Origin of the sequence: Proteus sp. G2300 (assembly GCF_009915965.1) — a bacterium.
In the GTDB taxonomy this organism is placed as follows: Bacteria; Pseudomonadota; Gammaproteobacteria; order Enterobacterales; family Enterobacteriaceae; genus Proteus; species Proteus vulgaris.
Genome location: NZ_JAABNK010000014.1, coordinates 179,358 through 195,754, shown reverse-complemented (window position 1 = coordinate 195,754; position 16,397 = coordinate 179,358). Strand labels below are relative to the sequence as shown.

Here is a 16,397-nt window from a genome sequence, read left to right as displayed (position 1 = left end):
TAAACACTCTTTTAACGGAAGTTAAAATTCGGAATGAAATTTATTTTTCTTTTATCTGGAGATTATTGATGTGAAAAATGAAATTTTTATTAACTCAAATATAAAAATAGAAAAAAATAATCTAAATAAGGATGTAGATAAATTAAAAAAATTATTTTCATTAAATAACTATCACTATCAGGATATTAATAAAGAAGAGGAAAATAGTGTGCTTGTTTATCGATGGCCATTACTTAATGCATTTCATTACATGACTAAATGAGGCTAACTATGCCACTTATTGTATTAAAAGGAATACGAGGCGGAGTGGGTACAACATCCACGGCAATTACGCTTGCTCGACAATTTAATCAACAAAACAAAGAAGTCCTTATTATTGATAATTGTACTGAAAATATTTTACCTTTTTATTTCCCTGCACAACAAAAAATGCCCCCATTAAGTCAGGCATTATTGGCTCAAACCCCCGTAGAGGAGTGTATTTTTAACTATCAACCACACTATCAAGTTTTACCGTTTGGTTTGGTTAATACGAAGGATAATTTACTCTTGCAGTTATCATTTTCAGCAAAACAGCATTTCAATCATTTTTTATCATCCTTTATTCAACTGCATCCAGACGCCATTATTTTAATGGACTTGCAACATACACAAGATACGTTATTTACCCCTTGGATAGAAAAAGCAGCTATTTTTTTCACCGTTGCAATGGCTGAAAGCAACTGCCATATCCGTCTGAATCAACATGAGTTTGTTAAAAATGAATACATACTCATTAATCAATTTCGTGCAACTAGCCAAATTCACCAAGACTTTTATCAATTTTGGCAAACAACCTCTTTTCCCTTATGTCCTATTGTTCTTCATCGAGATGAGGCGTCAGTAGAAGCATGTGCCTCACGTTTACCTTTATATGATTATCAAGCTAATTGCATGTTAGTGGAAGAAATCACACATCTGACCCAATGGTGTTTCCCATTATTTGAGAGGAAAGAAGGACAGCCATAATGCCATCATCTTTCGATGCCACGAAAAAAAAAGAAAAGAAGGTGCCACAACACATTCTTATTCGATACTACAAGTTCTATCGTCATAACGGTGCCTCTCGTAGCGCTACCATTGTTAGTGAGCTATTTATGGGCATTATGTGGATATTCTTACGAATGGAATCACCTTTTTGGCGAAAAATTGCCAGAAAACAACGTTTGTTATTTCCTCACATCAATCCTCGTTGCCCTAAAGTTTTCGATCCTCTACGCTATTTATTACAAAGCATTTGGCTCATTTGCCACTACCTTGTGCAATTATTAGTGAAAAAACCAACACAATTTATTTCTTATGTCAGAAATCTGTACAAAAAACTCTTTGTCCATGTTTCACCTATCGCTATTGAACTTATTGAGCATAAGAAAAAAAATACATCCATTTGGCAATATCTGCTTTATTCAGCTATTGCTGTTTTGGCTGTTTTCTTTATTTTACTCAGTATTACCCAACCTTTTGATCTCACATTTCAATTTGTTTTTGTGATTGTTCTTTGGTTAGTGGCTTTAGCGCTCCGCGATATTCATGGGCGTTTTGCTTCAATTGCCATAATTATGTTGGCTCTAACGATTGCATGTCGATATATCTGGTGGCGTTATCAATCAACCCTGTACTGGGTTGATAACATTAGTCTTTTTTTCGGTTTACTACTATTACTTGCTGAAACTTACGCATGGTGTGTGCTATTTCTCAGTTTTATGCAATGTATTTGGCCACTGCATCGAAAACCGATTTCTATGCCTGAGGATATTACAAAATGGCAAAGTGTTGATATTTTCATTCCTACCTATAACGAAGATCTACAAATCGTTAAACCTACCATTTATGCCAGTTTAAATTTAGATTGGCCTAAAGATAAACTCACTATTTATCTGCTTGATGATGGTGATCGTCCTGAGTTTAAGGCGTTTGCACAAGAGGTCGGCATTCGTTATATCGCACGAGAAAAACACAATTTTGCCAAGGCAGGTAATATCAATCATGCTTTATCCCTCGCCTCTGGTGAATTTGTCGCCATTTTTGACTGTGACCATATTCCAACACGTTCATTTTTACAATTTACCATGGGATGGTTTTTACAAGATGAAAAAATGGCCTTAGTACAAACACCTCACCATTTTTTCTCCCCCGATCCTTTTGAACGTAATCTAGGTAATTTTCGCGAAACACCTAATGAAGGCACACTCTTTTATGGGTTAGTTCAAGATGGCAATGATACTTGGAATGCTACCTTTTTCTGTGGATCGTGTGCAGTTTTACGTCGTACTGCATTAGATGAAATTGGTGGTATTGCCGTTGAAACAGTCACCGAAGATGCACACACCTCATTACGTTTACACCGTCATGGCTGGCGATCTGCCTATATTCGCATACCACAAGCTGCAGGTCTCGCAACTGAATCATTATCGGCACATATCGGACAACGTATTCGGTGGGCAAAAGGCATGGTACAAATATTCCGCCTTGATAATCCTCTCTTCGGTAAAGGATTAAGCATTCCTCAACGCCTCTGTTATTTAAATGCTATGTTGCATTTTTTCTCGGGCATTCCTCGTATGATTTTCTTACTCGCCCCCCTGACATTTCTTATTTTTCACGCCTATATCATTTATGCGCCTGCTATCGCTATAGCCTTATATGTTGTGCCGTATTTGATCCACATTTCTCTGGCAAGTTCAAAATTACAAGGTGCCTATCGCCACTCATTTTGGGGAGAGATCTATGAAACAATTTTGGCGTGGTACACCACTCGCCCTGTATTAAGCACACTATTTTCCCCGTATAAAGGCAAATTTAACGTCACTGAAAAAGGTGGAGTGATGGAAGAAGGTTTTGTGGATTGGAACATTAATCGCCCTTACTTACTCTTTTTCAATTTGAATTTACTGGGAATTTTGTTTGCTTTTTGGCGCATTGCAACAGGCGATCCTGACGAAGCTTGGGCGACTGTCATGTGTTTATTATGGGTTTGCTATAACCTTATCTTGTTAGGTGTTGCTATTGCCGTTTCTGTTGAAACCAAACAACAACGCCGATTTCCTCGAGTTCGAATAAAAGCGCCTGCTATGTTGTTGTTAAACAATGGTGCACTCTACCGCTGCTATCTTTATGATTTTTCAGATAATAGCTGTGCCATTTTATTGCCTGATAACGTCATACTTTCACTTTCTCAAAATGAAAACATCACACTATTGCTCACTCAAAATCAGCGTGAACATGCATTTAAAGCCAATATTTCACGTATTGAAGGGCAAATCATCGGGTTGCAACTCCTTGAGATGACAACGCAAAAAGCGATCGATTTTACCGCCTGTACTTTTGAGCGGGCTGATACTTGGGCTGATTGGCAAAACGAACTTCCAGCCGACAAACCGTTAAGTAGCCTCAAAAATATTATTTTTATCAGCATGCAAGGTTATAACACCTTGTTAAAGCGTGCTCCTTACTTTATTTACGCCACTTTTCGCTTACTCGGTCTCTTTTTACTGTGGCTTTCATCATTACTCCCTCAACGCGTTAATGTTTCACAAATATTTCATCAATCTTGAAGGAAAAACTCACTTTTCTGGGAGTTTATTAATAAACAATAAGATCATGGGTAACAATAATGAAAAAACGTTTTCTCATATTTGCCTTATTTATGCTCACTTCTTCAGTTTATGGAGATGAAACACAAGAAGTGCAAACAACCATTTCAAAACCATCTGTTACATTAACTGAAGTGGCTCTTGATGTTACTTCTCAAGCAGAGCCTGGAAATACACAATTACCTTCTGGTGAGCTCACGTCGTCTACTCGTCAGAAGATATTAAAATTTGCAAATGCAGCACCGAGTTATGGCGCCATGCATTTAACTGGTGTTAGCCCTGATGGCTATTTAGAATTCGGTGTGCGTAGTGATGAATATGTTTCAAAGGCAACTCTTGATTTAGAATTTACCCCCTCTCCATCACTACTTCCAGTAGAGTCTCATCTTAATGTCTATTTGAATGATGAAATGATGGGCGTGATTACCTTAAAACAAGAAGATTTAGGTAAGAAAAATCAAATTACGATACCGATTGATCCCTTATTTATTCAAGATTTTAACCATATAAAACTCTCTTTTATTGGCCATTATCGTGAAATTTGTGAAAACCAAGCGAATACAACACTCTGGCTTGATGTGAGTAAAAACAGTCAATTAAATCTGACCTTTCAATCACTCCGTTTAGGTAATGAATTAGCGTATTTCCCAGAACCCTTTTTTGATAACCGTGATTTTGGTGAGTTAACACTGCCGATGGTGTTTAGTCAGTCACCTCATTTAACCCAACAAAAAGCAGCTGCGATCCTCTCTTCTTGGTTTGGTACTCAAGTTGATTGGCGTCAACAAAATTATCCTGTTTATTACAATGAGTTACCAAATCAACACAGCATTATTTTCGCAACGAATCAACAAAAACCCACATTTTTAAAACAGCATCCTGATGTTAAAGAGCCAACCATCGAAATACTGACACATCCAACTAATCCTTATATTAAGTTACTTCTTATTATGGGACGTGATGATAATGATTTGATCACGGCTGTAAATGGTATTGCTCGTGGGCAAGTTATTTTTAGAGGTGATGTTGTCACGATTAATGAAGTAGAAGCATTAATCCCTCGTGAGCCTTACGATGCTCCAAAATGGGTACAATTAAATAAACCTATTTATTTTAATACGTTACAAGATTATGAAGGTCAATTGCAATCTCGGGGATTAACACCCAATCCGATTACGTTAAATATGACCTTACCGCCTGATCTCTTTATGTTTAATAATACGGGATTACAAATGCAATTGCGTTATCGCTATACCGCACCTGCATTTCAAGATGACTCTCGTATGTCTATCTCAGTAAACGACCATTTCATTAAAGCTTATCCTCTTGAAAAAGATAAAAAAGATAACCTTGTTATCGCTTATTTACCGCTTATTCAAGGCTGGATTGAGCATAAGAATTTATTGAATATTCCTGCAGTAAAACTGGGGGAACGTAACCAAATTACATTTGCCTTTGATTACACCAACCCAATTCCGGGTGGTTCACTAGATCAATGCATTACTTATCAACCTGTTCCAAACGCAGTTGCTATTGATGAGTTATCAAGTTTCAATTTTACAGGCGATTATCGGCATTATATCGCCTTACCTGATTTACGTGTTTATAGCCACGCAGGTTTTCCATTTAGTCGTTATGCTGACCTTTCTGAAACTCTCATTTTTGTTAATCAGCAACCTTCTCCAACTCAATTATCAACCTTATTGATATCAATGGGAAATATAGGTGCTCAGACAGGCTATCCTGCTCTTAATGTCTCATTAACAGACTCATTAGAAGAGGTACAAAAAAGAGATGCGGATCTATTACTAATAGGAACCATTCCACCCGCATTAAATAATGACAAACAGATGAACGTATTGATCGATAAGGCACGCAGTGAAATCATATTACCTTCTCGTGAAATCAGCATATTTAGCCACACAAGCTATCAACCTACAGATAAACGCTCTGATAGCCGAGTTTCATTGACCTCAAAAGGATCCATGGGTGCCATTATTGGATTCCAATCACCCTTCTTTTCGCAACGTAGCGTAGTCGCTCTGTTAGCTGATAGCACTCAAGGTTACAAATTATTAAATGAAGCTATCAGTGATAGTGGTAAGCGTGATGCAATGCATGGCTCCGTAGTATTAGTCAGAGGATCTGGCGTCAATAGCTTACGTGTCGGTGATACTTATTACGTCGGTTACTTACCTTGGTGGGAAGAAGTTTGGTACGTCTTTGCCTCTCACCCTGTATGGCTTGGCTTAGCGGCAATCATCGGTATTATTCTTGTCTCTCTTCTTATTTGGCGAGCAATGAAAATAAGAAGCCAACGTCGTTTAGCGGCTAAGGATTAAGCTATGTGGCATTTTGGTCACTCGCATCGACAGTCTATTATTACCCTCTTTTTGCTGACAGGCTTTTTGCCTGTCACACAAGCGGGCAATGAGACAACCGAAGCCTTTTTGCAAGAGCAAGTGAGATTAGGGACATCCACAGGAAATGAAGCTTTGGTGGCTCAATCTCTACATCGTTTATCTTTAATTAAACCCAATGATCCTCATATCCTATTAATGCAAATTCAATTTGCTGTAAAACAAAAAGACAATGCAAAAGCACAACTGTTATTTACTCAATTAGGCACTCAATTCCCACAATCAGAGCAATATCAACGTGCAATAAAAACGTTATCATTAACAACAGATGTAAATCGGCAAAAACAGCAAAGAGCTCAGCTTTATCGTACCGCTGGGCGTTATGATGATGCCTTAACTTTATACGATGAAATCTATCAGGGGATACCACCTGATGAAACCTTAGCACTAGAGTATATCCAAGTGCTAATGCAATCCTCACACAAGGATAAAATAGACCGACTTAATCATATTTACAGTCAATACTCTCAAAATGCAAAAATTGCGAGTATTTATCAGCAACAAACAACCATGGCGACAACAAGCACCATGGCAAGTATAAAGTCCAAATCTGATGTCTCGTCATTACCTCTTGTTACATTGAGGGAAAAAGTACGGCAACAACCTGATAATGCCGATATTGTGGGTGCCTTGGGGGTACGCTATTCCCGCGCTGATCAACGTAGCGCTGCAATTTATTATCTTTCTCAGGCGCTGAAATTAGCACCTAATCATGATAATAGCGGTCAATGGCAAGCAATATTGCACTCTAATCAATATTGGTATTTGCTGTCAAAAGCAGATGATGCCCTGCTAAAACGGGATTATGAATTAGCACAGCGCTATTTCAACCAACTCAATAAGTTAGGCCCTTATCAGAGTGAGCCTTATATTGGCTTAGGTGATATTGCTGTTGCACAGCACCAATTGGAAATAGCTGAAAATTATTATTTACAGGCATTAAAATATCACCCCAATCACCCAGCCACTTTACATAGTTTAGCGAAACTTTATCGCCAACAGTCCCATGAAAAAGCACTACAATTTATTTCTCATTTAACGCCAAGACAATATAAAAATTTAGCAGAAGATTATAGCTATATAATTTCAGGTATAAAGCAAGATGTAGCGGCCGATGATGAGCATAACGAGCAATATTTTAGTGCAATTGAAAAGCGTAAAGCCATCGCTAAAGATTACCCTAATGATGTATGGAATATTTATCGTCTTACTGATGATTTATTAATGACGCAACAAGCACCAATTGCCGAAGAATATTTTAATCAACTAAATCGTCGCCTCCCTAATGACGTATCTCGCCTTTACGCTTATGCGCTATACCTGAACAAAACAAATCGAGAAACACAAGCGCTCGATACGCTAAAAAAAATTCCCTTATCTCAACGTAGTGAAAGCATGAAAGCGTTAGACAGCCAATTACGTTTTGATGAAGCATTAGCACACGCGGGATCTTTGCGCGAAAAAGGACAAGAACAACAAGCTGTTGATTACCTTTTTGCTCACATCTCGCCAGAACAAAAAGCACAGACTTATTTACTCTTAGCTGACTGGGCTCAAGAGCGAAATAACGTTGAACAAGCCTTAAGTTATTACCATACCACCTTAAATTTAGAACCTAACAACGAAGCAGCATTATTAGGCGCAACAGATATTGCCTTAGCACAAGGGAAAAAAATACAGGCAAAATACTATCTTGCGAAAATAGAAACCCTTTCCCCCAACCAGTTTGATAGTAATTCTCTTAGACGTGTTGCTAATGCAGAAAAAGAGGTGGGTAATACAGAAAAATCACAACACTATTTTGCGTATTTAACACAGCAAATTGAAAAAGAGCCAGAGAGTGTTGATCCTTTAGTATTACGCGATATTGCCCGTTTTCAGCGTGATAGCCAACATCGTCAGCAAGCTCACTATTATTATCAACAAGCGATGATCAAGGATGGGATCACAGATAAGTTGCCAAAAGATAATATTGAGTACACGACATTAATGCGTAATGACGATAAAGATAATTGGCTGTCTCGAAGTCTACGAGCTGATACTCACTCTCTTTATCGTCAACAAGAATGGCGTTTTACTCTTGAGCATGATTATTGGGGCGCTAGTGGTAGCGAAGGCTATTCAAAACTACGCGCCCACACTACGATGTTACAACTTGATCATCCTGTTTATGATGGCCGTTTTTTTTGGCGGGCAGATTTAGTCAACCTCAATAGTGGCAAACTTGGCACATCACCTTATGACTCTAAATTTGGGACTTGCTACCGTACCGGTTGTTCTCCTCTAGCACAACAAGCCTTTGGCGTCAGCCCTGCAATTGGTTGGGAAAATGAACAATGGCAATGGGATCTGGGAACAACACCATTAGGTTTTGAAGTCACTGATTGGGTCGGTAGAATTGCCTATAGCTATGATCTTTTTAATGTGGGTTGGACACTTGATGTTCACCGCCGCCCAGTTAATAGCTCTTTGCTTGCTTTTGGTGGTCAACGAGATATTTGGACAAATAAAACATGGGGCGGAGTTAGAAGAACCGGTATTCGTTTAAGTGGAAGCTATGATTTAGGTGGAAAAGACGGTTATTGGGGCGAGGTTTCTGTCGATAAATTGACGGGAAAAAATGTTGAAGATAATAGTAGTCTTCGAGGAATGGGGGGCTACTATTATAAAGTGATCAATGAAAATAACCGTCTAGTTTCCATTGGATTAAGTTCAATGCTCTGGCATTACGATAAAGATTTAAGTGGCTATACCTTAGGTCAAGGTGGCTATTATAGTCCTCAAAAATATGTTTCTTTAGGGATCCCTATTAATTATCGTGAACGCACTGAAGATTGGTCTTGGGAGTTATCAGGATCCGTTTCTTGGTCATACTCTCAAACTGATGACAGAAAACGCTATCCCTTACACAATCTCGTCTCCGTCGATAAGTTTAATCGCTATATGAATGAACTTAGCCCTGAAGATCGAGAAGAAATGATGAGGCTTTATTATCAAGAACATAATGAGGTTGATGATGGTGACTCCAGTACTGGCTTTGGTTATACCGCAAGAGCATTAGTTGAACATCGTATTACACCACACTGGTTTATTGGTGCAGCTATCGATATTCAACAAGCTAAAAACTATACCCCAAGCCATGCATTAATGTATTTACGCTATTCGTTTGATGGCTGGAACGGAGATTTAGATTTACCTCCTAATCCACTTATTCCTTACGCTGACTTTAAATAATATTCAAATAGTAAGACACAAACGGGAGGCACTAGGCTTCCCGTTTAACTTTTTCGCGAATACTGCGATTACGATATTAAATTATCATTACGGTGCTTTATGCAAAAGTCCGACTAATAACCACCCAGCAATCATGGCAAGAACAAATAAAATACCTTGATAAAATCCAGCCCCCGCTAATACTAAACTAGGACCAGGGCAAATCCCTGCTAATCCCCAACCAATACCAAATAGTACACTGCCTAACACTAATGGTTTATCAATAGCTTTATTCGTTGGAATATTCAAAGGGCACGCTAATACGCTTTGTTGTCTATGGCGTGTTAATTGGTAGCCAATAACACTGACAACCAGTCCAGCGCCCATAATTATCAATAAAGAAGGATCCCAATTTCCAGTAATATCTAAAAATCCTAAGATTTTTTGCGGATTGCTCATTCCACCAACAATCAATCCTGCACTGAATAGAAGACCACAAAAAAAAGCAACAAGCTTTGTCATTTTTTTAGCCTCCTATCACATGACGCTGAATATAAACGGTGATAAATGCCATCACCATAAAGATTAAAACTGCCACTATAGAACGGTGTGATAATCGTGCTAATCCACAAATACCATGACCGCTAGTGCAACCATTCCCTAAACGTGTACCAACTCCCACCAGTACACCAGCAATAATTAACATCCAAGGTGATGTTTCAATCACTGGCGCTAAAGGCTTATCAAAAAAATAAAAGAGTGTGGGCGCGATTAACATGCCAAGTAAAAATGCCCAACGCCAACCATTCCCCTGTTGTTTTGTTGTTAAAACCCCGCCTAAAATACCGCTTATTCCGGCGATGCGACCATTAAATAACAAAAAAATAGCGGCGGCTGCACCTATCATAAGCCCACCAATTGCCGCACTTAAAGGCGTAAAGTGAACCCAATCTATATTCATAACTTAACCTGCTATAGGGCAATAAAGCTGATAAAGCGTATTGAGAAGCACTAATACTTTTTCATCAGCAATAGAATAGAAGATACGTTTCCCATCACGACGAGTATTCACTAATCCTTCATTGCGTAAAACAGTCAGCTGTTGAGAAAGCGTAGGCTGACGGATCCCTAAACTCTCTTCTAATTCACTCACACTTTTTTCGCCCTGACTTAGTTGACACAATAACAAGAGGCGATCGCCATTTCCTAAGGTCTTAAGTATGCTAGACGCTTCATTGGCTGCCAGTTTCATTGCATCTAATAAATCAGGTTGAACTCGTTGTGTCATGGTAAACTCCATAATCAATATACTTTTTAATAATATGTTAATTTATATATTGTGCAAGTTTTCTTTTTATTGCGTGTTTGTATAAGGCGCTATATGCTCTGTGACATGAAAACGGTAAGAGTCCCCATCGCCTTAGTGCAAAGCGTTATGCGAACACTGCGTGAAAAATTGCAGCAGGCGAATCTTTATCTTAATACAAATTACCCAGAACCTACTCTACATTATAATCAGAGAGGAACTATTGCAGGCAGTGCCTATTATGCAAATTGGGAAATCCGTATTAATCCTACATTATTGATTGAAAATAAACAGAATTTTATTGAAGAAGTTATTCCTCATGAATTAGCGCATTTACTAGTTAGTCGCCATTTCGGTCGTGTAGCACCTCATGGAAAAGAGTGGAAGTGGATGATGGAAACAGTATTACAAGTTTCAGCTAAACGTACTCATCATTTTGATGTTACAGCCGTTAAACCCAAAACCTTTCCCTATGCTTGTCATTGTGAAGAAGGGCATCAACTCACCATTCGTCGTCATAACAAGGTATTACGTGGGGAAACACAGTACCGTTGTCGCCATTGTCAGGCTATTTTGCAATTTATAGAAGATTAAAGCCAATTGATAAAAATTAAGCCGATGTATTGGTTAAATCACATCGGCTTGATCTTAAAAAGAATAGGTTAATTCGTCTTAAGCAAACTCGCTCATCACATGAGATGCAATTTCAAAGTAAATAATAAGACCTGTACCATCAATTAACGTTGCGATAAACGGTGCTGATACAACGGCTGGATCAATACCTAAACGCTTTAATACCATTGGAATAACAGATGAAACAATAGCACTCCAAACAGTGATTGAAATAAGCGTTAATCCAACAACAATCATCACTTCCATTCCAACACCTAAGAACCAAGCTCGGACAAAACCCGCGATCCCCATGGTTAACGCAACCATGATAGATGTTGTTATCTCTTTTCTTAAAACAGACCACACATTGCGTAAGCTCACTTCACCTAACGCCATCGCACGAACAAGCGTTGAGGTAATTTGTGTTCCGCTATTTCCCCCAGTACCAATCAGTAATGGAATAAAGAATGCCAATGAAATAGCGGCTTCTAGTCTATCTTCAAAAGCATGTAATACCGTACTGGTATACGCTTCTGCCACAAACAGCATCAATAACCATACAACACGTTTACGCCATAATGTTACTGGACTGGTTTCTAAATAAGGCTGCTCTAATGGTGACGTTGCCCCTTGCATCTGTGCATCAAGGGTATTTTCATCTTCAATCAATTCCGCAATATCTTGAGGACGTAACACACCCACTAATTTTCCAAAATGCATCACCGGTACACTGTCTAAACCGCTATGGCTAATCAATTGATACACATCATGTCGATTCTGTTCAGGTGATACAGAGAAAAAAGTTTGACGCATAACATCAGACACAAACAGATCATTTGTCGCGGTTAATAATGATTTAACAGGTAAAATTCCATTAAGATAATTATCTTTATCAACAACATAGAGATAGGTTGGAATTAATTCATCTTTTAAATCATTAACCAGTTGGTTTTTTACATTTTCAACCGAATCTGCAACTGAAACCGCAATATAAGACTGGCTCATATACGCACTAACAGTTGCATCGTCTTTTAAACGATGATATTGGTCTTGAGTGGAATTATTTTGTGGTGTATTTAAGGATGCATCTGCAACTAAGACAGCATCCATTTTGTTTTGAGTATTGAAAGTCATTTTGTGGTTCCCTATTACTGTTTGTGTTTAGCAAATCAGTTCTCCATAGGGGCGAAACCAGAAGCGAGAATGCAAAAGCTATCTACACGTCTCGGTTTTAGCACTATACAACGTATCCGATGAATACTGGAAGTTACATGGGGATATACCTTCGGTCGATATATCCTGTCCTAATCTTGGGCGTCTCTCGACGTCGTCAGATCAGTAACCTGTGTTTGTATAGGAGCCTCGCCTAACGAGATACTGCCATTTTCTTGCGAATGCGGCGCGCATTATAACCACTCACACTATAATGGAAAGCACGATAACGATTTTGTTTAAGTTCTATTGAAAATGACGCCAAGAATATTCATCATACAACTAAATAATATAATTCCATTTGGAATTAATATATAAAAAAGAAATAAACCTCTTCTACGAAAGTGAAAATCGCATAATCAGAGATAATCTGTTTATTAATTGATTATTTAAATGCTAATTTTTGCACTCTTATTTCTTCTGCCTGTGAAAATATCTCTTTTACTGTTTTACCATCTAATGATTGGCACATTTTGCGGGTGATCATATCGCCATTCTTATGACGCCCCGCAATCACTAAATCATTAAAATTAATATCATTAAGAATAGCCAACTCTATTGCTTCGTCAAAACGCGCTTGCTCATCGAGGGGGAGAGAATTACGCATTTCAACAATTGACATACGTAATGACTCTACATTAGAGCCATCAAGGGTTTGTTGAGGTTTTTCACAGCCAGATAACATGACACTAAATAAACAAATAACTAACAATTTTTTCATATATCCCCCCTTACCCAATCAATGGTTTAAATAATAGCAGAATGTTTATAAGGAAACTCCACACTGATTAAAATATATTTTTATTAACTCTCCCATTTCAATATTCTTATTATTCTGAATAAATAAAAATGGAGTTTAAATTAAAATAAAGGGGGGTATTTTCCAGATTAATGCCACATTTAATGGGAAGAATAGACATAAAAAACCCCGTTAATAAATTAACAGGGCAAAAAATAGAAGAATAGAAGGAAAGAGTTTAATAAAAAGCGATTATGCTAGCTCAACATCACCTTTTAAACGGCAACTACACGCTAACACATAACCTTGCGCAATCTCTTCAGGCGTTAATGTACTGGTGCTGGAAACATCATAATCACCACTAACAATTCTCGTTTTACAACTGCCACAAACACCTGCACGACAAGCAGCAAAAACGGGTACTTTATTCTCTTCCATTGCCGTTAACAAAGTGACACCAACAGGAACTTTAATTTGCGATAATGGATGACGAATAGTCATGGTTAATTGTTCATTTTCATCAACACAAACGGGTTCATCACCAAAACGTTCCATAAAGATATTCTCAGCAGGTACACCAAGATTTCTTGCAAAACGTCCAGTGTCTTCCATATAACTATTTGGGCCACAACACATAACAATGCGACTCGCAATATCAGGGACTAATACAGCTAATTTTTCTTGAGAAATACGACCACTAAAGATCCCTTTATTGTCAGGTAATTTAGGCATCATAATAAAATTGAGATTATAGGGATACGCATTGGCTAATTCGATCCACTCTTTCTCAAAGATAAACTGACTTTGCTCACGAATATTAAAAATAACGGTGATATTCGCTTTAGGTTGATTGTTAAGCAACCAGCGTGTCATTGACATCACAGGGGTAACACCACACCCTGCGGCTAACATTAAATAGCGGGCATCTTCTTTACCTGCACATGTAAATTCACCTTGTGCATCAGATAACCAAAGATAATCACCCGGTTTTACTTGTGATGTTAACCAACCCGAACCGACGCCATTTTCTAAGCGGCGAACAGTTAAAGTGACAAAAGGGCTTAGCCCTGGCGAAGATGAAATAGTATAAGCTCGCATTACTTCATCACTATTATTAATACTCACCAACGCAAATTGGCCTGGTTTATATGAATAAAAGTCATGATTAATTAAATTTAGTGTCCACACTTCAGGGGTTTCCTGAACAATTGAGTGAACTTGCATACGATTAGGGCAAAGGGAACTAGGCATCGTCATGGATATTTATTCCTTACCGAAGCCCTCAGGCTTCGGCAATGATGATGAATTAAACGATTAAGCTGACAGGATCTCTTTAAGATCTTGTTCTGGTGTAGTGATTGAGCGCATACCGAATTTCTCATTTAAAACCGCAAGCAAATTGTCTGTTAAGAACGCAGGGGCTGTAGGACCGGTATAAATATTTTTTACGCCTAATGAAAGCAGAGTTAATAAAATAACAATCGCTTTTTGCTCAAACCACGACAAAATTAAGGACAGTGGTAAATCATTGACACCACAACCTAATTTTTCAGCTAGATTAACAGCTAGCATAATCGCAGAATAAGCATCATTACACTGACCCACATCAAGTAAGCGTGGTAACCCTTCTAAAGTACCAAAATCTAATTTATTAAAACGATATTTACCACAAGCTAAGGTCATGATTAAACAATCTTGTGGAATTTCTCTTGCTAAATCAGTGTAATAACTACGTTCACCACGGCTACCATCACAACCACCAACCAAGAAAACATGACGTAATTTTTTCTGTGAGACTAAATCGATCACAGTATCAGCAGCATTTAATAGTGTTTCACGACCGAAACCGACAGTAATTAAATGCTCAATTTCATTGTATGGGAAACCTTCTAATGATTGTGCTTGTTCAATCATTTCAGAGAAATCATCGCCAGTGATGTGTTTTACACCCGGCCAACCAACAATACTGCGAGTCCAAATACGATCGCCATAATTACCGACATTAGGATCAATAATACAGTTTGATGTCATTAGTACAGGGCCGGGGAATTTCGCAAATTCGATTTGCTGATTCTGCCAGCCACTACCATAGTTACCCACTAAGTGTTTATATTTTTTAAGTTCTGGATAGCCATGAGCTGGTAACATTTCACCATGAGTATAAACGTTGATCCCTTTACCTTCCGTTTGCTCAAGTAGCATTTGTAAATCTTTCAGATCATGGCCTGAAATTAATATTGCTTTACCCGCAACAGGACGCACATTAACAGTAACTGGCGTTGGGTTACCGTAAGCTTGAGTTTCGCCTTTATCCAGAATCGCCATAATGCGGAAGTTCATTTGGCCAATGCCCATCGCATTTTCTAACAATTCATTCATATCAGCAGGATCCGTTCCTAACCACGCCATATAACGGTGATATTCTGCATAAATCTCATTATCGTATTGACCTAAAACATGCGCATGCTCCATATAAGCAGCAGCCCCTTTTAAACCATACAAACACAGCATACGTAAGCCATGAAGATCATCACCGATTTGTGCTTTATCACCATTTAAGGCAAAAAGCTGGGCTTGTTTTTGTAAACTGTCTAAATCGTTACCTGCTAATTGAATTTCAGCTCTTGGATTAGTGACTTGAATTGCGGCATTTTTCGCTACAGTACGAGATTTCAAACTTTCACGGAAATAGATAGCTTCTTTCGCATAACCGACAATGCGATCAGAATCGAAGTTGACGTTGGTTAACGTAGAGAAAAAAGCGCGAGGCGCAAAGCTATCAACATCATGATCAATAATACCAACACTACGTGCTGCTAATGCCCACGCTGAAAGTCCTTCTAATACTGCAACCAGTAAATCTTGAAGATCTGAAGTTTCTGCTGTTTTACCACACATACCTTGCGCATAGGCACAACCATTACCTACAGGCGTTTTCATTGTTTGTTCACATTGCACACAATACATATCGTATTCCTTCTAATAAGAGATAACGCTTTATTTTTATAAGTTGCATTACAGATGCAACATAAGAATACGCCATTTTTATAAGAGCGAAAGTGCAATATTGAACAATTTAAATGTTGTTTGATCTAACGCAATTTCTAGCAAATCTTTCAATATCTCTTTTTTTATCTTTTGATTTCACATAAATCTAAAACCTTTTTTTTAAACAAATTGATTAATCGCATTAAATCGTTAATGAGTAAATAAGAAAGAATATTTAAGAATAACTGATGGGTGTTTTTTGTTTAATCATATAA

General features: G+C 38.1%; 13 protein-coding genes and 1 riboswitch. Of the genes, 6 read left to right on the top strand and 7 right to left on the bottom strand.

Going from position 1 to position 16,397, the window contains the following annotated elements:
- Positions 1-70 precede the first annotated feature (70 nt).
- The 5 genes from bcsR to bcsC are packed head-to-tail and all read left to right on the top strand — an operon-like array spanning position 71 to position 9,286.
- A complete protein-coding gene (gene bcsR / locus GWI97_RS08660) occupies positions 71-262 on the top strand; it encodes a cellulose biosynthesis protein BcsR (RefSeq protein ID WP_036935006.1) in 192 nt (63 codons plus the stop codon).
- An 8-nt stretch (positions 263-270) separates the two neighbouring features.
- Positions 271-1,008 carry a cellulose synthase operon protein YhjQ/BcsQ gene (locus GWI97_RS08655; protein WP_036935008.1) on the top strand — a complete coding sequence of 246 codons (738 nt, stop codon included), beginning with the start codon at positions 271-273 and terminating at the stop codon, positions 1,006-1,008.
- Positions 1,008-3,593 carry a UDP-forming cellulose synthase catalytic subunit gene (gene bcsA / locus GWI97_RS08650; protein WP_087803183.1) on the top strand — a complete coding sequence of 862 codons (2,586 nt, stop codon included), beginning with the start codon at positions 1,008-1,010 and terminating at the stop codon, positions 3,591-3,593. Before GWI97_RS08655 ends, bcsA begins: the two co-directional genes overlap by 1 nt.
- 59 nt (positions 3,594-3,652) lie before the next feature.
- Positions 3,653-5,974, top strand: a complete 2,322-nt coding sequence (gene bcsB / locus GWI97_RS08645; protein WP_103004924.1) for a cellulose biosynthesis cyclic di-GMP-binding regulatory protein BcsB — start codon at positions 3,653-3,655, stop codon at positions 5,972-5,974.
- A 3-nt stretch (positions 5,975-5,977) separates the two neighbouring features.
- The gene (bcsC, locus tag GWI97_RS08640; RefSeq protein ID WP_161751908.1) at positions 5,978-9,286 is read left to right on the top strand and encodes a cellulose synthase complex outer membrane protein BcsC; all 3,309 of its coding nucleotides are present in this window, start codon (positions 5,978-5,980) and stop codon (positions 9,284-9,286) included.
- 87 nt (positions 9,287-9,373) lie between these two features.
- On the opposite strand, the gene GWI97_RS08635 is transcribed toward bcsC, so the two are convergent.
- From GWI97_RS08635 to GWI97_RS08625, 3 genes are read right to left on the bottom strand one after another with little or no spacing between them, the layout of a single operon-like run.
- Positions 9,374-9,787 (bottom strand): DUF6691 family protein, encoded by a 414-nt coding sequence (locus tag GWI97_RS08635; protein WP_087803177.1) that lies wholly within the window; start codon positions 9,785-9,787, stop codon positions 9,374-9,376.
- Between the two features lie 4 nt (positions 9,788-9,791).
- Positions 9,792-10,226, bottom strand: coding sequence for a YeeE/YedE family protein (locus GWI97_RS08630; protein WP_036935015.1), 435 nt, complete (start codon positions 10,224-10,226; stop codon positions 9,792-9,794).
- A gap of 3 nt (positions 10,227-10,229) precedes the next feature.
- A complete protein-coding gene (locus GWI97_RS08625; protein ID WP_036935017.1) occupies positions 10,230-10,553 on the bottom strand; it encodes an ArsR/SmtB family transcription factor in 324 nt (107 codons plus the stop codon).
- A gap of 105 nt (positions 10,554-10,658) precedes the next feature.
- On the opposite strand from GWI97_RS08625, the gene GWI97_RS08620 reads away from it, so the two are divergent.
- Positions 10,659-11,165 (top strand): SprT family zinc-dependent metalloprotease, encoded by a 507-nt coding sequence (locus GWI97_RS08620; RefSeq protein WP_141124184.1) that lies wholly within the window; start codon positions 10,659-10,661, stop codon positions 11,163-11,165.
- Positions 11,166-11,243: 78 nt separating this feature from the next.
- Here the strand turns inward: GWI97_RS08620 and mgtE are convergent, their stop codons facing one another.
- The 4 genes from mgtE to hcp form a co-directional block, all read right to left on the bottom strand.
- Positions 11,244-12,317: a magnesium transporter gene (mgtE, locus tag GWI97_RS08615; RefSeq protein ID WP_036935022.1), complete on the bottom strand. Its 1,074-nt coding sequence runs from the start codon at positions 12,315-12,317 to the stop codon at positions 11,244-11,246.
- Positions 12,318-12,392: 75 nt separating this feature from the next.
- Positions 12,393-12,564: riboswitch (M-box (ykoK) riboswitch) on the bottom strand.
- Between the two features lie 216 nt (positions 12,565-12,780).
- Positions 12,781-13,116, bottom strand: a complete 336-nt coding sequence (locus GWI97_RS08610) for a DUF6694 family lipoprotein (protein ID WP_036935025.1) — start codon at positions 13,114-13,116, stop codon at positions 12,781-12,783.
- 270 nt (positions 13,117-13,386) lie between these two features.
- Positions 13,387-14,391: an NADH oxidoreductase gene (hcr, locus tag GWI97_RS08605; protein ID WP_036935027.1), complete on the bottom strand. Its 1,005-nt coding sequence runs from the start codon at positions 14,389-14,391 to the stop codon at positions 13,387-13,389.
- A 57-nt stretch (positions 14,392-14,448) separates the two neighbouring features.
- On the bottom strand, positions 14,449-16,101 hold the full coding sequence (hcp, locus tag GWI97_RS08600; protein ID WP_036935029.1) for a hydroxylamine reductase: 1,653 nt from the start codon (positions 16,099-16,101) through the stop codon (positions 14,449-14,451).
- Positions 16,102-16,397 lie beyond the last annotated feature (296 nt).